Below are 23,771 nucleotides of genomic sequence, written 5' to 3' on the forward strand. Positions count from 1 at the left end.
TCGGTGCGGCTGGCGACCTACAATATCGAATGGTTCGCCAATCTGTTTGATCGCGATGATAATCTGGTCGCCGACGATAGTTGGTCAGGGCGGCGTGACATAACCAGAGTGCAGCAGATCGAAGCGGTGGCCAAGGTTCTGACCGCCGTTGATGCCGATGCTGTATTAGTCGTTGAGGCCCCAAATACAGGCAAAACGCAAAATACCGTCCGCGCCCTTCAACGGTTTGCCGAAACATTCAATCTGCGCACGTCCCATGCAGTGATGGGGTTTGCCAATGATACGCATCAGGAACTGGCGCTGTTGTTCGATCCGGATGTCTTGAAAGCACGCCACGAGCCAGTTGGACAACTGAGTGATCCAGCCGCTCCTCGGTTCGATGGCGTGTTCCGCATTGATCTGGACATCGATGCGACCGAAGATCAGGTCGAGTTCTCGAAACCGCCAATGGAACTGGCCATTGAGATGGCCAATGGATCGACCCTCCGCCTGATAGGGGCACATCTAAAATCCAAAGCCCCCCATGGTGCCGGGTCACGGGACGAAATGATCCGTCTGTCCATTGCCAATCGCCGCAAGCAACTGGCGCAGGCGGTTTGGTTGGCGCGACGCGTTGAACACCACATTGACGCCAACGAGCCAGTTATCTTGCTTGGTGATCTGAATGATGGCCCGGGGCTGGATGAGTTTGAGCATCTGTTCGGGCGTTCTTCGGTCGAGATTCTATTGCAGGCAGGGCTTTATGATCCTCACGCCGCGCAATTGCATCGCCCGCGTCCCGGATCAATACCGGCTACGGCGCGTTTTGAACGTCGGGAGGAGGGAAGGTATCTTGAGGCGCTGCTCGACTACATCATGATCAGCAAAGATCTGCGTGATCATGACCCGGTGTGGCGCATCTGGCATCCATTTCGGGACGCAGCATGCTGGGGCACCCCCGAATTGCGCGATGCTTTGCTGGCAGCATCCGACCACTTTCCTGTGACGCTGGATATAGATCTGTAGCCTTTCAACTGCATCGGCCACCTCTTATATTTCAACCATGCGACATGTGTTGAAGATCTGCGCAACCTGCGCACTGGTGGCAATACCCGCCCATGCTGAAGAGGACAGCAAGTCCTTGATGGAGCGAGGTGCCGAGCTTTTTCTGGAAGGTCTACGGCAGGAAATGGAGCCCACGATCGAGGATTTGCGCGGTTTTGCCGAGCAGTTCGGCCCGGCATTGCAATCATTCCTGCAGGAGATGGGGCCAGCGCTGGCTGAACTCGCCACTCAGGTTCAGGATTGGACGGCCTATGAAACGCCCGAAATGTTGCCCAACGGCGATATTATCATCCGTAAAAAGCCAGCACAGGAACGACCCGAAGAAACGGTTCCGCAAGATGACATTCCATCCGATGGCTTGACTGATATTTGATCAGCCCCTCAGGATAACCTTGGGTTCAGAATTCAGCGCATTAGCCAATGAGTTGAACCGCGCTTCGGCAACTTCGTTGAACAATGGACCTGCTGATTTGGGCAAGCGCAGTTCAAGCTTTTGCTTCTTCGGATAGTAGCGCAACTTACCCATAGCCGCGTCATGCTGCATCCAAAGCATTGCGCCAAAGCGAAGCGCTTTACCCAGAATTTCGGCCTGTTCTTGGCCGCGTTCATCCAGCAGTTCATAGAGCTTGTTAAATCGGCTTCCCTCACGCTTGTTCCTATATCGGTGCTGCAAAGCGAGGCCGATAAATACTCTCTCAGAGTGTTTGATCCCGCTCATGTTGGCACGGGTCACATATTCGAAACAGGCCTCGGCTCGGTAATCGGGATGCGCGCGCCAACTGACGTCGTGCAGCAGACAGGCGGTTTTGATCAGTCGCACCCGCTGCTCTGGCGCCGAGCGAAAAAGGGGCATGACAAAATCGAACAGGTGTTTTCCGAACCCGGGCAGGCGTGCATCTTTTGCTTCGGCAAAACGGCTTACCTCGATCAACGGGTCGCGATCGCGCAGGCGTTGCGGCATCTGCTCATACAGTAATCCTTCGCGGATGCCATAGCTGGATATCGCGATGTCCTTGGGCTTGAAGGTGCGAATCAAGCGGGAAAGCACATCCATTGCATAAGGGATCAGCGCCATACGCGAACCAGATACACCAGCCTTACTGCGCAATTCATCCGCGTCATTCTGTTCGATGAATTTGATTGTCTCGCGAACTTGACTCTGAGTCATACGATATTCGTGCAGCACGTTCAGCGGGTAGCCTCGGCGCAGCATGTCAAGGCGCGCGAAGGCGCGCCAACTGCCGCCAACAAGAAACAGGCGATCCCGCTGGGGGCCCATCTTGTCGCGCATCTCTTCCATTGTCTTCTTGATATGCTCTTTGCGCGCCCGACGACCGCCTTTGATATCGCGCAGTTTGAGCGGACCCAAAGGCGAGGTCATGCGACGCCCGACCTTGCCGCCTCCGATTTCTGCCAGTTCGACTGACGAGCCTCCGATGTCACAGATCAAACCATACGCGCCGGGCCATCCCAACAATACGCCCTGCGCTGACAGGCGGGCTTCTTCTTCGCCATTGACCACATTGATGATCAATCCTGTTTCCGCTTTTACCTGTTCGCAGAATTCGCGACCATCTTTTGCTTCACGCACTGCGGCAGTGGCGACGGCGTGCAGGGTGGGTAACCCGAGGTCTTCCGCCAGATATTTGAACCGATGCAATGCAGCCAGCGCGCGTACACGTCCCAACGGGTTAAGACGCCCGGTTTCGGATAGGCCTGCCCCCAATTCGCACATGACCTTTTCGTTGTAGAAATAAGCCGGAGAGCGCGCTGCGCCATCGAAGATCACCATGCGGACCGAGTTGGACCCGATATCGACTACACCAACCCGAGACAGCGCCCGAGCCCCCGGATCTTCGAAAATGGGCTTTCCAAACAGCCCGTGATCGGGGAAATCGGTCTCGGCAGTCTGTGTCATTGTGTCCCCAGATGTTTTGGGCGCAGGATGCGGGATCACCTGGGTTGGGTCAATCGTGGGCATCAGATTGTTCGAGTTCTGTGTTCAATAGACGCACCGCCAGCGCACGGGTGATATCGCGCTTTTCATCGAGTGCAATGCGATCCAATTCGTCAACCACTTTCGCTGCAGCTTCAAAGCTGCGATCCATGTGTTTGACCAGATACGCGATGACATCCGGACCGGGGCTTAGCTGACGGTCAGTGAAGAGCTTTGCGAGCACTGCACCTAACAGAGCGTCATCCGGCGCTTCCAAGGCCACATGGTGCGCTCCTTCCACGCGACTTTGCAGATCGGCCAAAGGCAGGCGCCATAGCTTTGGCGCGGCACGTCCGGTCATAAGCAAGGCGTTCCCCTCGGCCAGCACCAGATTATGCAGGTGAAATAGCGTTTTTTGCTGTTCAGGATCACCTGCAACTAGGGGAACATCCTCGATTGCGACCGAGGTACGCGCGAAGTTGGGAACCTCTTCGTAGCGCAAATCAGTGGCCTGCACGATGCGGCCGCCTGTTTCCGCCGCCCAAACATGGGCCAAGTGGGTTTTCCCTGATCCTGCCGGGCCGCTTAGCACCAGCTTGTTTCCTGGCCATGAGGTCGCTGAGATCATCGCGACGGCTAACGCATTGGCGGGCGAGACAAAGAAGTCTTCGCGGCCCAAGGCGGTCTTGGACGGCAGATCAAAGCTGAGTTGTGTGGCCATTTACTCGTCGTCCTGTTCGAGCCCTTCAAGCCCGGTATAAAGACGGCTGTTCAGATATTGCTCGGTCGCGAACCGGGCCAAAACACCCAAGGCTGCAGCAACTGGAACTGCGACCAGCATTCCGACAAAGCCAAATAGTGCGCCGAAGACTGACAACGCCAGCAGCAGCCAGACGGGGTGTAAACCGACTGAGCTGCCTACCAACTTAGGGGTCAGGAAGTTGCCCTCGGTCACCTGTCCGATGGCAAATATGCCCGCGACCAAACCGATATGCGCCCAGTCCCCCCAAAACTGAAACAGAGCGAGACCAATGGCCAGAGAGCCTCCGATCAAGGCACCGAGATAAGGAATGAACGTGACCAGCCCGGCGATGAAGCCAACGATCAGGCCGAATTGCAAACCAACCAGCATCAGCGCAACTGCATAATATGTACCAAGGATCACACAGACTGTGCCCATTCCGCGCACGAATGAGGCCAGAACAGCATCAATCTCGCCAGCCAGCCGCTTGATCGTAGGGGCGTGATCGCGGGGCAGCAGCTCTCCGATCCGGGCAATCATACGGTCCCAGTCCATCAGCAGATAGACTGCAACAACCGGTACGATGACCAGTAAAACGACAACGTTTATGGCCGATCCCAGCGACGCCAGAACCGTCTGCAAAACATCTCCGGTTTTGGACTTCAGCGTATCACCAAAAGACACCAACATCTGGTGCGTGTTCGATTCCCGGTCCAGAAGAGCGGGGAATTGTTGTTCAATAAATGCGCGCAATTGCTTGAAAAGTCTAGGTAAAGTGTCGATCAGATCCAGTAGCTGAGTGATCAGGGCCGGAACGACCATCAAGATCATCAATACAAAGCCCAGCACTCCAACCACGGTTATGATCGCGGTCGCCGCCATTCGCGATAGACCCAGTTTTTCCAGGCGGTCCGCAACAGGATCAAGGAAATAGGCAATCGCACCACCGATCACGAAGGGTAGCAAGACATCACCCAACAGGTACAAAAGCAGCACGAAAACGACAGTGGCAATGCCCCAGTATCTAAGCTGATCCTTCACCGGCAAGGCCATAGCGCAATCCCTCGTTTGCACAGCATTGCCGTGTTCTTGGCCCATGACGCCCGGCGATGCAAGCGGTTCATGGTGCGCGATTTTTACGCCCTAGTCTGTCAGTGTACCCAGTTCCGGAGTATCTCCTGTAGCCAGTTCATCAGGCCAGTTGGTGCGCCAGATTTCTGCTGACCAGTGGCCGCAATGCACCTCGGGGCGATCAAAGCCGGTCAGGGCAGGCAGCAGCGGCGCGACCACCACATCGTGGCGCGGAACGGCGAAATACGGAAAGGAATAGCGTTCATGCCCGGATCGATTGACTACGCGATGCGGGGTCGATTTCAATCGCCCGCCTGACCATAGTTCCAGCATGTCGCCGATATTAACCACGAAGCCGCCTGGAGGGCATTCCGGTGTGATCCAGCCTCCGGTGCGGGTCTGTACCTCAAGCCCGCCGACCGGATCGGGTGCGATTATTGTCAGCGCATCGGTGTCTTTGTGTGGATGTATGCCATAGCCATGTTCTTCTGATGCCTGCGGTGGGTAATGCAGCAGGGTCATGTTGGTCATCGGGTCGCGGAAGGCGTCGCGCAGAGTGTTGGGTGGGATCTCTAAGCCAACCTCTAGGGCACCGAGCAAAAGATCGGTCACGCCATCAAGCTGTTGCCAATAATCCAGTATGACCGTACGCGCCTGCGGCACCTCTCGGGGCCAGATATTCGGGCCGTAAAGTGCGCATTCAGCCCGGATCGGGGCATCTTCGGCTGCTTCGAAATGCAGCTTGTACCCTTCGTACTTATCCGCCGTGCCCGAGCCGTCATTGGGCGTGAAGAAACCCATCGGTATGTACCCGCGATAGCTTTCGCGAGTGATGGCCTGGTCCCATTTTCGGGCCTCTTCGATCTCAAAGATCGCTCTGACACAGCCGCGTACCTGATCAATGTGCTCAGACGAAATGCCTGTCCCGGTGATCGACAGAAACCCAATACTGGTGCAGGCATCCATGATCTGCGCGACCGTTGACTGATACTGTGGTCCGGCGGGATTGGTCAGCGGGCTGATATCAATAGTTGGAATATACTCCATTAGGTAGTTCTCACGCCTTGGCGTTCCAATTCCTGATGCACAGGCGCAAGGTTCATGCTGTCGAGTTCCTGATTGCTTTTCAGCGACAAGGCCGCCGCGATCCCTGCGCCTTGACCCATCACCGCGCAGCAGGACATGTTGCGCGTCGCGGCGTGCGCGACCCGATCCGCACCATGAGACCGACCCGCAACCAACAAGCCCTTGATCCCTTTGGGCAGCATCGAGCGATACGGGATGTGCATATACCGTCCGGTGGTCGGCAAGATCAGTATGCCGTAACCATCAATGAATTCAGGGTAAATACCGATGGAATCCTCGAACCGGCCCTGATGGCGGGCATCGGTTTCGGTCATGTTGTAGACTGCATCGATCTTGCGCGTGTCCCGAATACCGATGGTCATGCCGAAATTGCGCAAACGTGCGTTTTCGCAGCCCGGCATGAATCGGCGGAGAGCATCAATGGCGAGCATCGCCTGCCGGCGGCCTTCGATCTCACCAAATGTCAGGCTGTCGGGGTCGGTCCCGTCGATCTGGTCCATATGAATCAGGTTCATATAAGTCAGCTCGCCGGTATCGTGCATGGCACCCCAGGTGCCCGCGATCGTGTTCAGATGCGCTGGTATTAGGCCCTCATCAATGGCCTGTTGGAAGGGTTTCTTGACGAAGGGTGAGAACATGTCATCCTCTTTGCCCGAGGTTTCGATATTCCATTCGCCGCCACCGCCCCAGTCCTTGTAAGTCTGCGGGTCGGCTTTGATACCTTGCATAAAGGCCCGTTTGTCAACGCCGGCCAGATGAAACATGACCGAGGCTGCCATCATGTCCTCACGCGGTGTCTTGTGGGTCGGGGCACCTGCACGATGTGCGACGTCTGCATCCCCCGTTGCGTCGATGACAACCTTGGCCAAGATCGCCTCACGCCCCGCTTTGGATTCGGTGATCACGCCGGTGATGCGATCCCCGTCCATGATCGGGGCGACGAATTGTCGATGCAGCATCGGATGAACGCCAGCCTCTTCGACCAGCTTATCGGCCACCAGCTTGAAGCCCTCGCTGTCCAGTTCATAGCTGAGCGATTGGCTTTCAGGCACGGCTGCGCCCATTTCCTTGGCGCGGGTCTCGAATTCCAGGCCGATGCCTCCGGCCTCGACGGTTTGTTCGTGGCGATACCAGGCAAAGCCTTCGACGCCGACGGCGGTGATATTGCCGCCCATGCAACCGAACCTGTCCATCAGCGAAACTTCGGCACCGGCGCGCGCTGCGGCCAGTGCCGCCGACAATCCCGCAGGGCCAGAGCCCACAACCAAAACATCTGTCTGGTGAACAACAGGGATCTGGCGAGCGGGTTCGGTGATTGTTCGCATTGTTGCCTCGCGATTGAACGTTTGCGCCAACATTGAAAAACCCGGCGTTGCGGTCAATCGAAAAACCGACAGCGGCGGGGTCGTAAAAACGCCATTGCGTGATTGCCCCCGGCGGGGCTTTGGCATAATCACCTTGCAGCGAAATTCTCACCCGTAAGGTTACGTTATGCGCCTCAGCCGTTACTTTCTGCCCGTTCTCAAGGAAACCCCCTCGGAGGCTCAGATCGTCAGCCACCGGCTGATGTTGCGGGCCGGGATGATCAAACAGGCTGCTGCCGGGATTTATTCCTGGTTGCCGTTGGGCTTTAAAGTTCTGCGCAAGCTGGAAAACATCGTGCACGAAGAGCAGGCGCGGGCAGGACATATCGCGATCCAGATGCCGATTCTGCAATCAGCTGACCTGTGGCGCGAATCCGGACGTTATGATGACTACGGGCAAGAGATGCTGCGCATGCAGGATCGCCACGGGCGCGACATGCTCTATACGCCGACCGCCGAGGAATTGGTAACTGATATCTTCCGCGGCCATGTCAGCAGCTACAAAGACCTACCGCTGACGCTTTATCAGATCCAGTGGAAGTTCCGCGACGAGATCCGCCCGCGCTTTGGCGTGATGCGGGGGCGCGAGTTCTATATGAAGGACGGCTATAACTTCGATCTGACCAAAGAAGACGCGTTGCACGCCTACAACCGCCATCTGGTCAGCTATCTGCGCACCTATGAACGCATGGGCCTGCAAGCCATACCGATGCGCGCTGATTCTGGCCCCATTGGGGGCGATGACACGCACGAATTCCTCGTGCTAGCTGATACCGGTGAATCCGAGGTCTTCTATGACGGCGCCGTCACTGACCTGACCTTTGGTGACCGCGAGATCGACTATGATAGCCGTGACCAATGTCAGGCGATCCTCGAAGAATTCACATCGAAATACGCTCGTACAGACGAAACCCATGATGAGGCTCTGTTTAATCAGATACCTGAAGAACGTCGCCGGGTAGCGCGCGGGATCGAAGTTGGCCAAATCTTCTATTTCGGGACCAAGTATTCCGAACCATTAGGCGCGACCGTTCAAGGGCCGGATGGCAAGCCGGTTCCGGTGCATATGGGCAGTCACGGCATCGGTGTCAGTCGCCTGATCGGTGCGATCATCGAGGCCAGCCATGACGACAAGGGCATTATCTGGCCTGAAGGCGTCACACCGTTCCATTGCGGAATCGTGAACTTGAAGCAAGGCGATGAAGAGGCTGATGCGGCCTGCGACAAGCTCTATGCCGCGCTGACAGCTTTGGGGCTTGAGCCGCTTTATGATGATCGGAAAGAACGGGCAGGGGGCAAGTTTGCCACTATGGACCTGATTGGTCTGCCTTGGCGCATCACTGTCGGGCCGCGCGGTCTGAAGAATGGTGTTGTCGAACTGACTTGTCGCCGAACTGGTGAAAGTGAAGAGTTGAGCCCCGAGGCAGCTGTCACCAAGATCGCAGAAATCTACGAGGGTATCGCCTGAACAAGGCGATGTACTTTCTGAGATTTAGCTCAGTTTGCTGATGTCGGGCGGTCGGTCAGGATATCGCCGTCCGCTTCACTGCCTCGAGCAACCACGATTGGGCGACCAAAGCGGCGCACGAGCTCGGCGAGTTCAAAGCCAAGAAACCGCAATCCACAGATTCGTTCGTCTGTGGCGCGATCTGAAATGCACAGCCGCCCCTGCCGGAAAGCAAGGCGATAGCCTTTATCTCGTAGAATGTCAGTTAAACCGGCCCAGCTAGCGGCACTTAAGAAAATTGGCCTGATTGCTGCGCGCAACAAAGCTGCGCTTTCACAATCCAGTTCTGTTGCTGCCGAACGGGCTAATATTGGGCCCGTGCCTTTCATATGTTCTTGAATAGCCATGAGCGTACCTCCGCCCTTAAACTCTTAAAATGTGTCCCCCACACACAAAGGGTGACAAAATTTCCTACACTTATCAATTTGTGAAACAATATTTCGCGCCCAAATGTTGCGATTGTGACTCAGTCAGGTACGGATATCTCACATTGACTTCATACCTGAAACAATAAGCCTTTGTCTGTGAAGAGGTTCACAACCTTTGGTGTACCGAAGTGGGGGTGATTCTCGCTTTGACGGTGAAGCGCTGACCGGAGGGCGAATGATTCGTTTCAGACTGTTCTTTTCATGCCCGCGTCGGCTGCAGAAGCGCCAATCGGACATCCGCGCGATAACCGGCTTGACCATCTGACCAAATGTCGAGAGGGTCGCGAAAAATCTGAACCCGAGGCAGGAATGGCCAAAACACCACCGCCCTTCGCTCTTTTTGAATGGAAGATTGCCTGGCGTTATCTGCGTGCCCGCCGTGCGGATGGCGGCGTCAGTGTGATGACTTGGATCTCGCTGATCGGGATCACGCTAGCCGTGTTCGCGTTGATCGCCACGTTGGCGGTCAGGTCTGGTTTTCGCTCCGAATTCGTGGGCACCATTCTGGGGGCCAACGCCCATGTCACCGTTTATTCCGCCGGAGAGGTAGATGCACAGGGACGGCTGGATCGCACCATCACCGATTTCGACGGTATGGCCGAGCGGATCGCGCAGGTGCCCGGGGTTGAGCGCGCCGCCCCGCTGGTTAAAGGGCAGGTTTTGATCACCAATGCTGACCGCAGCTCTGGTGTGCAGGTCTTTGGCATGCGTCCTGACGATCTGGCTGATCTGTCGGGTATTGCTGAAAGCAAAGAAGCCTATGGCGATCTGTCCAGATTCCCGGAGGGCATTGCCATCGGCTCGGGCGTGGCGCGTGCGATCGGGGCGACTGTTGGAGATCGAGTGAAGCTGACTTCGCCCAATGGTGTGAAAACCGCCTTTGGTACGTCGCCGCGCGTGAATGCTTATGAAGTGGTCTATGTCTTTTCGGCCGGGCGTTTTGACATCGATCGTACCCGAGTCTACATGCCCTTCACCGAGGCGCAGAGCTTCTTCAACCGTGAAGGAGTGGCGGATGAGATCGAGGTGATGGTCGATCGCCCCGAAGAGCTGACCCCGATCTTGATCCCGATTATCGAGGCAGCTGGAGGGCGTAGTCAGATATGGACTTGGCAGGATGCATCAGGCGGTTTTTTGCGGGCATTGGAAGTCGAAGACAACGTTATGTTCATCATCCTTTCGATCCTCGTGTTGATCGCGGCGATGAATATCGTTTCGGGTTTGATCATGCTTGTGAAGAACAAGGGTCGCGACATCGGTATCTTGCGCACCATTGGCCTTAGCGAAGGGTCAGTGCTTAGGGTTTTCTTCATCTGCGGAGCGTTCACGGGCATCATCGGGACCGCAATGGGGGTCATTCTAGGCTGCCTGTTTGCAATCTATATCGACCCGATTTTCTCGTTCGTGAACTACGTTATGGGTGGCGGCGTCTGGGATCCTTCCATTCGAGGTATCTATGCTTTGCCTGCCGAGTTGCACTTGTCGGATGTCTTGAAAGCCATCGGTCTTTCGCTGGGCCTGTCCTTCCTTGTTACCTATTTCCCGGCCCGCCGCGCGGCGCGGCTGAACCCGGTTGAGGCGCTGCGCTATGAATGATGTGACGTTAAGGCTCAGCGGTCTGAGCAAGACATACCTTCCAGGCACGCCAGGTGAGATTCAGGTGTTGCGAGGTGCCGATCTGGAGCTGCGCGCCGGGGAGGCGGTCGCTCTGGTGGCGCCATCAGGCGCAGGGAAGTCGACCTTGCTGCACATCGCAGGTCTTCTGGATACGCCCGATACCGGCGAGGTTGAAATCGCTGGTCAGGGAGCAACGGGCAAGGGGGATCGCACACGCACAGCGATCCGGCGGCGTGATGTGGGATTCGTCTATCAGTTTCACCACCTGCTTCCCGAATTCACGGCACTGGAAAATATCATTCTGCCGCAACTTGCGAATGGCACATCCGAAAAAGCGGCGCAGGTACGAGCGATGCAGTTGCTCGATCGTGTTGGCGTTTCGGCCCGCGCGGAACACCGGCCAGCCGCATTGTCGGGCGGAGAACAACAGCGCGTGGCTTTTTGCAGGGCATTGGCCAACAAGCCCCGTGTTCTGCTAGCGGATGAGCCGACCGGCAATCTGGACCCCGAAACCTCGGATCAGGTCTTTGCAGCCCTCATGGCGCTGGTGCGGGACGAAGGGCTATCGGCGCTGATCGCCACGCACAACCTCGATCTGGCGGCGCGGATGGACCGGATGTTGCGGCTGGAAGGCGGTGTGCTCAGGCCAGCTGAGTGATTGCGACACCAATCGCCATTACCGCAATGCCTCCCGCCCGCATCAATGTCAGCGGTGTGACCTGAGCACCGAACAGGCCAAAGTGGTCAATCGCAGCTGTGCTGATCAACTGGCCCAGCAGTACGAAAAACACGGCATTCCCCACTCCGAAATGTGGGGCTACATGGGTAATTGATAGCACGTAAAACGCGATCAGCACGCCGCCCAACAGTAAGTGACGCGGAGCTTGTGCGATTTTGGCAAAGGCCTCACTTCCTCCGAGGATCAAAAGCGCCAGAGCCGAGGACACAAAGGCAATCGCGAACAGAATCACGGCCGCAGCGGTCGGCGATCCGATCAGTCGGCCCAATGCTGCATTCAGGGCGGCAAGGATGGGAACGCCGATCCCGGCGGCCAGCATTATTGCTGCGTATTGTGTCATGACCCTGTATCCCTGCGCTCGTTTCGTTGATCTGGATCATTGCGCTGGTGTGGCCGCCGGGCAAGTCTGGAATTGTCAGGCTGAAGGGAGAAAAGCGATGGTCCGATCAATACTTGGCTTAGTCTCGCTGTCGGTACTCACTGCGATTTCGTCGCCCGTTTTCGCACAGGATGCCGAGGCAGGGGCCGAGCTGTATCAGCATCACTGCGCGACCTGTCATGGGTTGGACGCAACCGGGCATGGCCCGATGGCTGGGGTGCTGGTGATCCAGCCAACGAACCTGAAAGCGCTGCTGGATGCTGATGGAGATTTTCCGACCGCGCGCGTGGTCGCCCGGATTGATGGACGCGATCCGTTGGTCAGCCATGGAAGCCCGATGCCGGTATATGGGCCTTATTTCGAAGGGAACGACACCGCGATTAAGACCCCCGACGGGCAGCCGATTCTGACTAGCAAGCCGATTGTGGATCTGGTGGCATTCCTGAAAACTCTACAGGAGGGCTAGAAGGCTCAACGGCAGATACCTTGCACTTTCACGCCCGACCAAGGCAGCAACACATCGCTTTCGCGCTTATTTCCGGGGAGTTTTGAGACATCGAAATGTACGCTTAACATATCGTGCAGGCGTTTGGTTCGCGGTGCCTCAGGGTCGAGGGCGCGGCAGCAGACATATTCTTCGACAATCGCGCCTTGTTGTTCAAACCCATAGGCAAGAAAATCAGGTGAGGTATCCAGATCGAACAGATACGGATCATTCTGGCGCCCGTGCTCAGCCGCTGCGCGCAGCGGGTGATAGCCAGTCGTCTTGCGATTCTGCCATTGCCAGACATGGGTCAGCTCATGCGCCAGCAGCATGGCCGCGATCAGGTTCATCTGTTCAGGGTATTGGCTCATGTAGTCGTCCAGATACCAGTCTTTCGTAAAGTACACGTGATTAAACAGGGCGACACCCGCTGGTTTTCCTGTCACGGTTTCCTCTTTGATGGGAGGTAATATACGCTCTCGACAGGCAACCCGAGGGCGGGCTTTGCGGGTAAATGTTACTGCGGCAACCGGTGCGCCCTCGACCAAGCGCACGCGGTCGAGATTCAGCGTTTCGCCATGAATTTTGCCAGCGAAGGTGCGTTCCTGATCGGTAAGGGGGCGGCCACAGGAAGCAAACAGAAACAGAGCTGAAATCATCAGGGTACGGAGCATATCAACAAGCCTAATGTGGAAGCTTGGCTCTGCAAGCCGTTTTCAAAGGCTCATCGCCAAAACCCGGCTTATTTCTGTAAGCGAACGCCCGGATTGTTCCATCCAAGTGTTGAAAGCGGTTTGCACCGCAGCCATGGCTTTTTTGGAAGTCGCGGGTTTGTCGATGATGCCCTCGGCAACCAAACGAGCCGTCACGTCGCGTGACAGAATAAAACTATCTCGGCCAGCAAATCGCATGGCGTATTGGGCTGATGCACCGCCGAGTCGCGATCCGCGATTGGCCAGCATCTGCAGCAATCCGACATAGTCCTGTGACGGCCAACCGCCCAAAGTTTGACCAACGCCACCCTCGGAGCGGAGTTCCAGAAGAAAGGCCGCATTGTCCCGAACGGCAGCGATTTTAGTGCCGTTTCGTACGATGCGAGTATCTTGGAGCAGGGCGTCGAACTTTTCATCATCCATGAATGCACAACGACCGAGGTCGAAGCCGTCAAAGGCTGTTTCAAACCCGTCCCACTTTGCCTCGATCACTTTCCAGTTAAACCCGGCCTGAAAAATCGTTTTCGTGATTATCGATAACCAACGGTCATCAGCCATCTCCGCCAGTTCATTTGGGGGGGTTGGTTTGGTTAGCTTGTTTTCCAGCGCTTCGGGTCCACTATGGCGGTCTGCTGCCAGCTCATAGATTTCATCAAAGTGACGCATCTTAGGCCCTCCGTTGCGCAAATGCTGATACATCCTGTTCGTTTGGCAAGTAAAAACCAGTGCGCAATCCGAAAAACCGAGATGTTTTTATTGACTAGTCAATCAAGTTCTTTCACTTTGTGGTATGAAGGGTGCTGCGTATGGGGAACACCGGACGGAAAGGGGCCGGAGCAATAGTTAGAATTGGCGGGGGCGGATGATCTGGCTAAAAACAACAACTGCCTGTTCAATTTCGACCAGAATTGTGCATGTTTCGATCGCACCGTGAACGAGGAAATACTGGATGGGCTGTAAAAAGCTCAAAAAAGGCAAATGAAAAAGACAGGGAGTCAAAACAATGAAGAAGCTTAGCGTAAGCGCGTTAGCTATCTTGGTCGCCAGTTCAGCCCATGCGGCAGACATGGGCGCTGTGGATGAACCGATCAAGCTGGCAATCAATGAATGGACTGGTCAGCACGTTACCACGCATGTGGCAGGAGAGATGCTGAAGGCTGCAGGTTATAACGTGGAATATGTGACCGCCGGCATGATGAACCAGTTCCAGGCACTGGCAGATGGCGACATCGATGCGACGCTGGAAATCTGGTCCTCTAACGTGTCAGACGAGTATGCCAAGAAGATTGACGAAGGCACTGTTGTCGAAATCGGTGATCTGGGCCTCGATGCGAAAGAAGGTATTGCCTACCCCGCGCACGTCGCCGAGCTGTGCCCGGGCCTGCCTGCGTGGGAGGCGTTGAAAGACTGCGCGCAGGTCTTCGCCACTGCCGAAACACTGCCTGGTGGTCGCCTTGTCGACTATCCTGCGGATTGGGGCACACCTGGCGCGGACCGCATGACCGGTCTTGAACTGCCGTTCAAAGCGGTTCCTGCAGGTTCCGAAGGTGCTCTGATCGCGGAATTGCGCGCCTCGACCGAGCGCAAGTCGCCGCTGCTGATCACCTTCTGGCAGCCGCACTGGGCGATGTCGGCCTATGATGTGCAGTTTGTTGAACTGCCTGCGGGCGAAGAGGCGTGCTTTAACGATCCGTCCTGGGGCCCGAACCCAAATGCGGTGAACGATTGCGACTTCTCACCGTCCCGCATCTTCAAGGCCGGTTGGAGCGGCATGAAAGAGAAGTGGCCTGCAGCCTATGAAATCCTGACCAACTATCAACTGGCGGTCGAAGACCAGCAGCCAATGATGGGTGCGATCGACGTAGATGGCGGTGCAGTCGAAGAGGTGGTCGCTGCATGGATGGCCGAGAACGAAGGCAAGTGGCGTCCGGTGGTTGACGCGGCAACCAAGTGAGCCCGCTTTAGTGACTGACGCCAATACGCCAGCCATTGCCTGCCAGAATCTCTGGCAGGTTTTTGGCCCCGGCGCTGAGAAAGCTCTGACCGACGCGCTGTCTCGGTCAGGGAATGACGCCGACAAAGCCGCAACTGATCTTCGGGAACACGGGTTTATTCCCGCTGTACAAGACGCCAATTTCGAAGTTCGCGAAGGCGAGCTATTCGTCATCATGGGACTTTCGGGTTCGGGCAAATCGACGCTGATCCGCTGCATCTCGCAACTGTTGCCTGGTACGGGCGGGGAAATCCGCGTGGATGGCGAGAACGTTATCGGTGCATCCAAGAAGGTGCTGACCGATCTTCGGCGCAAAAAGCTAGGCATGGTGTTCCAGCATTTCGGCTTGTTTCCACATATGACTGTGGCTGAAAACGTAGCATACCCGCTGCGGGTTCAGGGCGTGAGTAAAAAAGAACGTTTGGCGCGCGCGCAAGAAGTGATCTCTCTGGTCGGTCTGGAAGGGCGCGAAGTCAGTTTCCCCCGGCAGCTTTCAGGCGGCCAACGCCAGCGTGTGGGGATCGCGCGCAGTCTTGCCGTGAATCCGGACATTTGGTTTCTGGACGAGCCGTTCTCGGCCCTCGACCCATTGATCCGCCGTCAGCTGCAGGATGAGTTCCTGCGTATTCAGGCGACGTTGAAAAAGTCGATCGTCTTTATCACTCATGATATCCAAGAGGCTCTGAAGCTGGCCGACCGCATCGCCATCATGCGCGATGGCAAGATCGTGCAGATCGGCACACCAACGGATATCGTGCTGCGCCCGGTGGACGACTATGTGCGCGAGTTCTCAAAGGATGTTGCCAAAGGCCAGCACGCCAAGGTCGCCTCGGTCATGCGCGATGATGGGGAACGTGGGCCAGATGATCCGGGCCTGACCACATCAATGACATTGGATGCAGCACTTGCGCATTGCATGGAGCTTTATGAACCCGTGCCCGTGCGCGATGCAGACGGCAATATTGTCGGCACCGTGCATCCGTCTGATTTGGCTGCAGCCTTGCAGGTGGATGAGACATGACCGCGGTGACGGACACTCCCGCGCAACAGGTTCGCCTGACAGCCGGCGCGCAAGCTGCGCTGATTACAGTGATTGTCGGCGCGGTCTGCCTTGCGCTGGAAGGCGTTGCCCCGTGGCTGGTCAAATGGCCCGCCGCGTGGGAATTGCCCGCAACTCAATGGGTTGGGGCATTTCTTGATTGGTTTCTGAACGGCATCAAACCGGCCATGCGGCTGTTTTCGGACCTGATGACCTATCCGATGAATGCTGCCAACTATGTGCTGGGGAACACCCCGTGGCCGATCCTCATCGGTATCGTCACCGCTCTGGGCTGGTATCTGGGTGGCTTGCCCATGGCGGCGCTGGGCTTTATCGGCCTCAGCTTCGTACTGGCTTCAGGCTATTGGGCCGAGAGCATGAATACGCTCGCCCTCGTCGCCGTGTCGGTGCCCGTGGCGCTGATTATGGGCGGCGCGATCGGCATCCTCGCCAATGAGGTGCCGCGGGTAAAGTCATTCGTGCAGGCGGTGCTGGACATCATGCAGACGGTACCGACATTCGCCTATCTGACGCCGCTGCTGCTGCTGTTTGGCTTTGGTCCAGTGGTTGGCCTGATCGCCTCGGCCATCTATGCGGCGCCGCCAATGGCGCGCAACGTGATGCTAGGACTGGAACGGGTGGAATCCGAGATCAAGGAAGCCGCCATCATGTCCGGCGGCACCCGCCTGCAGCAACTATTTCAGGTCGAGATTCCGGCGGCCACCACGCAGATCATGGTCGGTGTGAACCAGTGCCTGATGGCGGCCCTGTCGATGGTGATCATCGCCGCCGTCATCGGTGGCTTCAATGACATCGGCTGGGAGGTTCTGCTGACCATGCGCAAGGCGCAGTTCGGCGAATCCCTGATGGCTGGTCTGGTGATCGTCGTCTTCGCTGTCGCGATCGACCGGATGAGTGGCACTCTGGCGACCGAACGCAAGCGCTATGATAGCCGCGTTGTCTGGGCGATGCTGGGCTTTGCGGTGCTGTTCACCGCTGCCTTCTGGGCGTGGCTGCCGAACCCGTCCGAGCTAACCGTGCTGGACCCGATGGCCGGGGCCATCGACAGCGGCCTGACCGCGTTCACGCAGGCCAACGGGCCGTGGCTGGATGCGCTCAAGAACAACTCACTGTTCTATGTGCTGCTGCCGCTGCGGATCGGGCTGGATCAGGCGGTGCTGCCTTTCACATGGGGATTCCAGTGGACCCCCAACATGAGCTTGGGTCTCTTCGCCGCTGGGGCCGCAATCGCGCTGCTGATGGCTTGGCGCGGGCACCTGACCGGAGGGCTGGTGGTTTTGATCCTGATCGGCATGCTGGAAACCGGCATCGCCAACCTGCCATGGCCCTTTGTTCTGACCGGGGCTGCCGCACTGGGCTGGGTCGCAGGTGGCTGGCGTCTGGCGGCGTTGTCGGTGGGTCTGCTCTGCACCATCCTTGTCTCAGGCCTGTGGGAACGCGCCCTGTTGTCGCTTTATCTCAGCGGCGCTGCAGTGTTCTTCTGCGCCGTGCTTGGCGGTCTGATCGGGCTGGCCAGTGCGGTCTGGTCTCCGGTCTGGACCGTTGTGCGCCCGATCTGCGATATGCTGCAGACGATCCCGCTTTTCGTGTTCCTGATCCCGGTCCTGATGGTGTTCCAGATAGGAGAGTTCTCGGCTTTCCTTGCGATCTGTGCTTATGCGATTGTCCCGATGATCCGCTACACGCGGCACGGGCTGGTCAACACGCCCGAGGAAATGATGGAGGCCGCGATCTCCAGCGGCGCGACTGAGTGGCAGATCATGCGCGATGTTCGCGCGCCTTATGCTGCACCGACCATCCTGCTGGGTTTGAACCAGACCATCCTTTTTGCCTTTGCCATGTTGGTGATCGCCGCATTGATCGGCACGACCGGTCTGGGTCAGTCGATCTATCTGGCACTGGGGCAGGCTGATGTGGGGCTTGGCATCTCGGCCGGGGCGGCGATGGCTATCCTCGCGCTGATCGCCGATCGCATGGTGCAGGGCTTTGCCGAAGAACGCCGCAAGGCGCTGGGCCTCTAAGACAGGGCTGGGGCGGGCAACCGCTCCATGCCGCACTTGATTTCGGACAAAGACCCACACGTGATCACGACGTAATCCGGGTGCAACATGTTCGGAGATAAAAATGACCGGTTGGGGCTATTTCCTCGCAGCACTCGTGACCTTTCTGCTCAGCCACATGATCCCGGCGCGGCCAGCGGTGCGCGGCTGGCTGATAGGCACATTCGGGCGCACAGGGTACTTCGCTGCCTACTCACTGATCTCGCTTGTGGTATTGGGCTGGCTGATCGTCGCCGCTGCCAATGCACCATATCTCGAGGTCATTCCGCCGCTCACCATCTTCCGTTGGGCGCCACTTCTCGTTATGCCGATAGTCTGTTGGCTGGCCATTGCGGGCCTCTCGATCCAGAACCCATTTTCTTTTGGAGGATTAGGGCATCGTTCCTTTGATCCAGAATCCCCCGGCATCCTGCGCACTACGCGCCATCCGATCTTAGTGGCGCTGATGCTTTGGGCCGTTGCCCACCTACTGGCAAATGGCAGTCTGTCACATGTCATCCTGTTCGGATTGTTCGCGGGCTTCGCTGCGATGGGAATGGTTCTGATCGACCGCCGCACAGCCCGTTACATGGGGTCGGATTGGCATCGCCTGTCTCGAAATACCGCGCGTATCTCCTTGCGCGTGCCTCGTCCATGGCCACGCTTTTGGGTCTGGCTTGCCGCTTTCGCTGCCTACGCAGTTATCTTCCATCTGCACGAAGCTGTGATCGGGCTCTCACCGATGCCCTGACACGCGGGAGTGGTCGAACTGTCCGGCCCGTGCTATCTGATCTATCACCATTCGAAGTCTTGAGGTCTCCAAATGCATCTCGCCTATGTCACAACCACCGATCGCGGTGCCACCGATCGCCTGCTCAGTGCTTTTGCCGAGGCGCTGACAGATACGGGCACCGCGTTGTCGGGTGTGGTGCAAACCAACACCGAATGCGCCGAAGGCTATAAATGCGATATGGACCTTAAGGTGTTGCCGACCGGAGAAACCATTCGCATCTCGCAATCGCTGGGTAAAAATGCGCGTGGGTGTCGTCTGGACCCGGCCGAGCTGGAACGCGCTGTCGGATTGGTGACCCAATCTCTGGATAACGCTCCGCAGTTGCTGATTATCAACAAGTTCGGCAAGCATGAGGCCGACGGGCGCGGCTTTCGACCTCTCATAGCAGATGCGTTGGGACGTGGGATACCGGTCCTGGTAGGGCTCAACAAACTGAATATAGAACGGTTTCAGGAGTTCGCGGGCGGGATGGCCGAAGCGCTCGAACCGGACCTCGGTTGCCTGACTGATTGGCTTGACGGTCTGAACCAGTCTGAGACGCAGCGCACAGCCTGATTGCCCATCATGGGCGGTCGTTAAACCGCATTCGACACGAGAATGTGAAAAAACTGGACATGTCTGACTGCATCGGGTCTAGCTTCGGCGAAGAAGCAATCCGGGAGTTCGACAGGATAGGGACGCACCGGTGGAATCGGGGCGTATCATGAGCCAATCCCAGACGGATCTTTGCCAGCTATCCACCAATCCCGGGCGGATTCAGCAGTTGGCTGGAACTGACAGATTTTGGCTTTGGTTATTTTGCGGATACTTCTTGCTGCACGTTGTTGTTCGGCTCGCCACCGGGGGTGCGCTCGGTCTGGACGAGGCCGAGATTTTGCTGGATGCCCGCGAACTTCAATGGGGTTACGGCCCCCAACTACCACTGTATGCATGGTTGCAATGGGCCGTTTTCCAGATCACCGGCCCAAGCATACTTGGGCTGTCGCTGCTGAAGAACGGGTTACTGTTAGCGACCGTCGTCACTCTTTATATGACTATTCGGACCCGACAAAATCCCGTAGCCGCGGGGGTGTCGGTGCTGTCGTTGTTGATGCTTTATCAATTCAGTTGGGAAGCGCAGCGCGCGCTGACGCACACGGTTCTCGCCAATCTCTGTTCTGCGCTGAGTTTCGCGGTGATCTGGGGATTGATCCGCAATCCCACGACCAAAGGCTATGTCCTTCTAGGCGTGGTGATGGCGGCGGGTGGGCTGTCCAAGTACAATTACGCTATTGCGCTCCTGGCTATGCTTCTGGCGGCGCTCAGTGCGCGAGAGACGCGTAAACCTTTCTTGTCGGTGAGGTTGTTGTCGTCGGCCGGTATCGCTGCGGCTCTGATTGCTGCTCCGATGGTGTGGATTCTAAACCATTCGGCCCTTGCCTTTGACAGCGCGCGCAAACTCGACATGTCTAGCGATGGGCCCACCTATTCGGCGGCCTTGCGCGGCGCAGCCGAGCTGTCGATGGCGGCGCTGGGTTTTGTGGCGCTGCTATCCCTGATTATGAGCATTCTCTGGTTGATCTACCGGCGGCAAGGGGCGCCCGGTGTCGCAGATGACCTATTGCGTTTTATGCTGCGGACGGTGTTTTGGGCTTTGGTCCTGATGGCGTTGATCGTGATCATCAGTGGCAGTACCAATATTAAGGATCGCTGGCTGCAACCCATCCTGATATTTGCAGGTCCAGCCACTATGCTGTGGCTTCTACCCAAGATTGGCCGAGCTGGAACCCGACGCTTCTGCCAGATCTCGGGCGGGCTAGCTGTGCTGATCGTCGTGGCCATGCTGCATCATAATCTTGCCGGAAACGCAAAGCGTGCGGCTCCGTTTGCTGCGCTTACCCCTCAGATACTGGATCAGACCCCGCCTGATATCGCGATCGTTGCCCATAACTGGCTGGCTGGCAACATGGCCTATCTGGCCCCGGATCGATCAATTCACGGCGAACGCCGCGTGAGTGTATCTGCTCCGTCGCTCCGTGTTTGGGTTGCAGGTCGAAAAGCACCGAAAGACATCGATCCGGCTGATGTTGTCACCTTGGAAGCCCCGTATCGATTTGATTCTGATGAATTGATGTCGCTGTCTTTCGCACCTGTGACCCGGTAGCGTTGGACAGCAACTCAATTGAAGATCAGGGCGCTCAACAGTCATCCCATGGTCTTGAATATTCCGGACGCGCTTTGGCGCGATCTCTAGAGCAAATCAGGCGGCCCAGCCAACGAGTGACGAACGACCATCCTAGTATCTATGCAGACTGATCGGCCTTCTGACCTACCTTCAACCATTTCTACAAGTTCCTGTGCAGCCTTGCGCCCCATTTCGCGATGAGGGACGTGAACTGTCGTCAGGGACGGGCTTACAATTTCGGCCAACTCAATGTCATCAAATCCAGTTATCGAAAGCTGCTCTGGAACCTGAACGCCAAGGTTACGTGCTTCACGCAGGGCCCCGGCGGCAAGGACGTCGTTGCCGCAAATCACCACCGTCGGCCTTGGGCTCAGGTTCATGAGTTTACGAAGGGCCTCAGCACCCTTTTCAATTTCGTATGTGGTTTCGATCAGCGTTAGGGTGTCAGGATCGAGGCTGTTTTCCGTCATGGCAAGTCTGACGCCCTCAACCCGACTTTGAGCACGGTCATTGCCTTTGGTTTTCCCCGAAATCATTGCAATCTGTCGGTGACCGGCCAAAATCACCTTTCGGGCCAGTTCTCCCATTGCTGCGGTATTGCTGAAACCGACCGAAGGGCGCTGCACCGTTGGATCGTAAGACCAGGCAACCAACGACGGAATCTGGTGCTGTTCGAGATAATTGTAGATCTCTGCATCTCGTGCATATCCAATCAGCAGCAACCCGTCTGCACCGCGCGCGACAAGAGTGCGAATTTGTTCTCGCTCGACTTCGGGATCATAGGCCGAGCTTGAGACCAAAAGCGTATATCCGCTTTCGCGAAGCTGGTCCTGAAATTCCTGCAGCCCGCGGGCGAAGATCGCGTTGTCCATTGTCGGGATTATTGCACCGATCGTAAAGCTGCGATTCGCTGCCATCACGCGGGCCGCGAAATTCGGTGTATAGCCCAGCGATTCGACTGCTTGCATCACACGCTTGCGCGTGGATTCGACCACTCTTTCCGGTGAGTTCAGGCATCTCGAGACTGTGGCGGTCGATACGCCCGCCGCCTTTGCGACGTCGTTAAGTGTCGGAGCTGAACGGGTTTTTCCCATACTGAGCCTGCATCTGATCTGACGCCCGTCTTATCACAAAAATGCCCATTTGCCATCTATTCATGTAAGCGCTTGCATTATCAATGTAAGCGCTTACAAATGTATTTGAGATAACGAACTGGGATTCCGTGATGTTCCTCTGGGCTGCTGCCGCTGTGTTTATCGTGTTCTTTGCCAATGTGGCCTTGGGCGCCTTTGGCGGTGGTGCGTTTCTGGGGGATGTCGGGGAAATGCTGGTTTTGTTTGCCGCCTCGATTTTGTTCGTGGTGGCCATTCTCAAGCAAGAGGCTGACCATAAAAACAAAAACGGCAGCTGACGGATTTCATGGGAGGAAGACAATGACGAATGGCAAGGATGGCCTCAAATCTGCTGAGCGCCGGAATTTTCTGAAACTGGCCTCAACCGGCTCGTTCACAGCGGCGCTTGTGGCTGGTGCGGGTGGCGTATTGTGGTCATCAGAGGCGGCGGCGCAGACCGCCAAAGAAGAAAAAGAACGCGAAAAAGCGGCTGATCACGTAATGACTGTCGCCACAGCTTATGTTTTGGGCGCTTCGCGCAGCTATCCGATTATGCAATTGGATCTGAAAGAGAACATCCAGAACGCCACCAACGGCAAGGTATATGTCAAGCTTGCCCCAGGTGGCCAATTGGGTGCAGGCGGCGCACTGGTCCAGAAAGTTCAGGGTGGAACAATTCAGGCGGCCCAGCATTCGCTGTCAAACTTTGCGCCCTTTGCGTCAACCGTTGACCTTATCAACATGCCGTATCTCTGCGGCTCGAACCAGCGGTTCACAAACCTGGTACATTCGGACACTTGGACCAATGAAGTTCACCCCAAGGTCGAAGCTGCTGGGTTCAAGGCCCTGTTCTACGTTGTCATCGATCCACGTGTTGTCGCTGTGCGGCAGGGCGGGAACGCGATCATGACACCGTCTGATATGAGCGGTGTAAAATTCCGCGTGCCGGGATCAAAAATGTTGCAGCAATATTATCGGATGGTCGGTGCGAATCCGACACCGGTTGCCTGGGGTGAGACGCCATCGGCGATCAAACAGGGTGTTGCGGATGCGCTCGACCCATCGGTTGGAGCACTGTATGTCTTTGGATTCAAAGATATCCTCAGCAATGTCACCTTCACGCAGGCGGTGCCTGACAGTCAGGTCTATTCCTGTAACCTTGAGTGGTTCAATTCCATGCCAGCCGACGTGCAGGAAGGGATCATGTGGGGTTCTGAAATGACCAGCCATCAGAATCTGTCCAAGGTTCCATCGGCAAGGGCCTTTGCAATGGCCGAACTCAACAAGGCGGGCGTGCAATTCCATTCGCTGTCTGACGATCAATTGGCCGAGTGGCAAGATGCCGGTGGCTACCAGCGTTCGGAATGGGATCCTTTCAAGACCGAACTGGCAGGCTCGATGGAGAATTTCGAGAAGCTGGTCGAAGCGGCTGGTACGCAGGGTAAATACTACGTCCACGACGCGTAATTTAGTTGGGCGAGGGGGAAAAGCCTTTCGCCC

24 protein-coding genes are annotated in these 23,771 nt (G+C 56.7%); 14 read left to right on the forward strand and 10 right to left on the reverse strand.

The features are described from left to right. The first annotated feature begins 3 nt into the window (after window positions 1-3). A complete protein-coding gene (locus tag ACR0IU_RS04270) occupies window positions 4-1,005 on the forward strand; it encodes an endonuclease/exonuclease/phosphatase family protein (protein WP_480715379.1) in 1,002 nt (333 codons plus the stop codon). A 49-nt stretch (window positions 1,006-1,054) separates the two neighbouring features. Next, on the forward strand, window positions 1,055-1,417 hold the full coding sequence (locus ACR0IU_RS04275; RefSeq protein WP_411353633.1) for a hypothetical protein: 363 nt from the start codon (window positions 1,055-1,057) through the stop codon (window positions 1,415-1,417). Here the strand turns inward: ACR0IU_RS04275 and ACR0IU_RS04280 are convergent, their stop codons facing one another. The 5 genes from ACR0IU_RS04280 to ACR0IU_RS04300 form a co-directional block, all read right to left on the reverse strand. Then, on the reverse strand, window positions 1,418-2,962 hold the full coding sequence (locus tag ACR0IU_RS04280) for a Ppx/GppA family phosphatase (RefSeq protein ID WP_480715380.1): 1,545 nt from the start codon (window positions 2,960-2,962) through the stop codon (window positions 1,418-1,420). A 49-nt stretch (window positions 2,963-3,011) separates the two neighbouring features. Continuing rightward, window positions 3,012-3,701 (reverse strand): P-loop NTPase family protein, encoded by a 690-nt coding sequence (locus ACR0IU_RS04285; protein WP_480715381.1) that lies wholly within the window; start codon window positions 3,699-3,701, stop codon window positions 3,012-3,014. Beyond that, a complete protein-coding gene (locus tag ACR0IU_RS04290; RefSeq protein ID WP_480715382.1) occupies window positions 3,702-4,775 on the reverse strand; it encodes an AI-2E family transporter in 1,074 nt (357 codons plus the stop codon). A 90-nt stretch (window positions 4,776-4,865) separates the two neighbouring features. Then, window positions 4,866-5,840, reverse strand: a complete 975-nt coding sequence (locus ACR0IU_RS04295) for an isopenicillin N synthase family dioxygenase (protein WP_480715383.1) — start codon at window positions 5,838-5,840, stop codon at window positions 4,866-4,868. Then, the gene (locus tag ACR0IU_RS04300) at window positions 5,840-7,237 is read right to left on the reverse strand and encodes an FAD-dependent oxidoreductase (protein WP_480715627.1); all 1,398 of its coding nucleotides are present in this window, start codon (window positions 7,235-7,237) and stop codon (window positions 5,840-5,842) included. Before ACR0IU_RS04300 ends, ACR0IU_RS04295 begins: the two co-directional genes overlap by 1 nt. A 133-nt stretch (window positions 7,238-7,370) precedes the next feature. Here ACR0IU_RS04300 and proS point away from each other — a divergent pair, with 133 nt between their 5' ends. Further along, window positions 7,371-8,711, forward strand: coding sequence for a proline--tRNA ligase (gene proS / locus ACR0IU_RS04305; protein WP_480715384.1), 1,341 nt, complete (start codon window positions 7,371-7,373; stop codon window positions 8,709-8,711). Window positions 8,712-8,740: 29 nt separating this feature from the next. On the opposite strand, the gene ACR0IU_RS04310 is transcribed toward proS, so the two are convergent. Beyond that, the gene (locus tag ACR0IU_RS04310) at window positions 8,741-9,097 is read right to left on the reverse strand and encodes a hypothetical protein (RefSeq protein ID WP_480715385.1); all 357 of its coding nucleotides are present in this window, start codon (window positions 9,095-9,097) and stop codon (window positions 8,741-8,743) included. A gap of 390 nt (window positions 9,098-9,487) precedes the next feature. On the opposite strand from ACR0IU_RS04310, the gene ACR0IU_RS04315 reads away from it, so the two are divergent. Both ACR0IU_RS04315 and ACR0IU_RS04320 read left to right on the forward strand, forming a co-directional pair. Beyond that, a complete protein-coding gene (locus ACR0IU_RS04315; RefSeq protein WP_480715386.1) occupies window positions 9,488-10,774 on the forward strand; it encodes a lipoprotein-releasing ABC transporter permease subunit in 1,287 nt (428 codons plus the stop codon). After that, window positions 10,767-11,453: an ABC transporter ATP-binding protein gene (locus ACR0IU_RS04320; RefSeq protein WP_480715387.1), complete on the forward strand. Its 687-nt coding sequence runs from the start codon at window positions 10,767-10,769 to the stop codon at window positions 11,451-11,453. The genes ACR0IU_RS04315 and ACR0IU_RS04320 overlap by 8 nt, the downstream gene beginning before the upstream one ends. Here ACR0IU_RS04320 and ACR0IU_RS04325 read toward each other — a convergent pair. Next, window positions 11,437-11,874, reverse strand: coding sequence for a DMT family transporter (locus ACR0IU_RS04325; protein WP_010441957.1), 438 nt, complete (start codon window positions 11,872-11,874; stop codon window positions 11,437-11,439). The two genes, ACR0IU_RS04320 and ACR0IU_RS04325, sit on opposite strands and share 17 nt — an antisense overlap. Window positions 11,875-11,971: 97 nt before the next feature. Between ACR0IU_RS04325 and ACR0IU_RS04330 the strand changes: the two genes are divergently transcribed. After that, window positions 11,972-12,379 carry a c-type cytochrome gene (locus tag ACR0IU_RS04330; RefSeq protein ID WP_480715388.1) on the forward strand — a complete coding sequence of 136 codons (408 nt, stop codon included), beginning with the start codon at window positions 11,972-11,974 and terminating at the stop codon, window positions 12,377-12,379. Between the two features lie 5 nt (window positions 12,380-12,384). Here the strand turns inward: ACR0IU_RS04330 and ACR0IU_RS04335 are convergent, their stop codons facing one another. Together ACR0IU_RS04335 and ACR0IU_RS04340 are read right to left on the reverse strand one after the other, a co-directional pair. Continuing rightward, a complete protein-coding gene (locus tag ACR0IU_RS04335; RefSeq protein WP_170472470.1) occupies window positions 12,385-13,071 on the reverse strand; it encodes a hypothetical protein in 687 nt (228 codons plus the stop codon). A gap of 42 nt (window positions 13,072-13,113) precedes the next feature. Next, entirely contained in the window at window positions 13,114-13,776 is a 663-nt protein-coding gene (locus ACR0IU_RS04340; protein ID WP_480715389.1) for a DNA-3-methyladenine glycosylase I, read from the reverse strand. A gap of 337 nt (window positions 13,777-14,113) precedes the next feature. Between ACR0IU_RS04340 and ACR0IU_RS04345 the strand changes: the two genes are divergently transcribed. The 6 genes from ACR0IU_RS04345 (at window position 14,114) to ACR0IU_RS04370 (ending at window position 21,138) form a co-directional block, all read left to right on the forward strand. Further along, the gene (locus ACR0IU_RS04345) at window positions 14,114-15,064 is read left to right on the forward strand and encodes an ABC transporter substrate-binding protein (protein WP_480715390.1); all 951 of its coding nucleotides are present in this window, start codon (window positions 14,114-14,116) and stop codon (window positions 15,062-15,064) included. A 10-nt stretch (window positions 15,065-15,074) separates the two neighbouring features. After that, entirely contained in the window at window positions 15,075-16,124 is a 1,050-nt protein-coding gene (locus tag ACR0IU_RS04350; RefSeq protein WP_480715391.1) for a quaternary amine ABC transporter ATP-binding protein, read from the forward strand. Next, a complete protein-coding gene (locus ACR0IU_RS04355) occupies window positions 16,121-18,184 on the forward strand; it encodes an ABC transporter permease (RefSeq protein ID WP_480715392.1) in 2,064 nt (687 codons plus the stop codon). The genes ACR0IU_RS04350 and ACR0IU_RS04355 overlap by 4 nt, the downstream gene beginning before the upstream one ends. A 103-nt stretch (window positions 18,185-18,287) precedes the next feature. Further along, complete coding sequence (locus ACR0IU_RS04360; RefSeq protein WP_480715393.1) at window positions 18,288-18,953, forward strand: NnrU family protein; 666 nt, start codon at window positions 18,288-18,290, stop codon at window positions 18,951-18,953. Between the two features lie 72 nt (window positions 18,954-19,025). Continuing rightward, the gene (locus tag ACR0IU_RS04365; RefSeq protein ID WP_170540852.1) at window positions 19,026-19,550 is read left to right on the forward strand and encodes a DUF2478 domain-containing protein; all 525 of its coding nucleotides are present in this window, start codon (window positions 19,026-19,028) and stop codon (window positions 19,548-19,550) included. Between the two features lie 256 nt (window positions 19,551-19,806). After that, window positions 19,807-21,138 (forward strand): ArnT family glycosyltransferase, encoded by a 1,332-nt coding sequence (locus ACR0IU_RS04370; RefSeq protein WP_480715394.1) that lies wholly within the window; start codon window positions 19,807-19,809, stop codon window positions 21,136-21,138. Window positions 21,139-21,224: 86 nt separating this feature from the next. Here ACR0IU_RS04370 and ACR0IU_RS04375 read toward each other — a convergent pair whose 3' ends face one another. After that, a complete protein-coding gene (locus ACR0IU_RS04375) occupies window positions 21,225-22,253 on the reverse strand; it encodes a LacI family DNA-binding transcriptional regulator (protein WP_480715395.1) in 1,029 nt (342 codons plus the stop codon). 131 nt (window positions 22,254-22,384) lie between these two features. On the opposite strand from ACR0IU_RS04375, the gene ACR0IU_RS04380 reads away from it, so the two are divergent. Beyond that, complete coding sequence (locus ACR0IU_RS04380) at window positions 22,385-22,570, forward strand: hypothetical protein (RefSeq protein WP_010441969.1); 186 nt, start codon at window positions 22,385-22,387, stop codon at window positions 22,568-22,570. A 22-nt stretch (window positions 22,571-22,592) separates the two neighbouring features. After that, on the forward strand, window positions 22,593-23,738 hold the full coding sequence (locus ACR0IU_RS04385) for a TRAP transporter substrate-binding protein (RefSeq protein WP_170540842.1): 1,146 nt from the start codon (window positions 22,593-22,595) through the stop codon (window positions 23,736-23,738). Window positions 23,739-23,771 lie beyond the last annotated feature (33 nt).

It is taken from the genome of Ruegeria sp. CL5 (genome assembly GCF_056536485.1).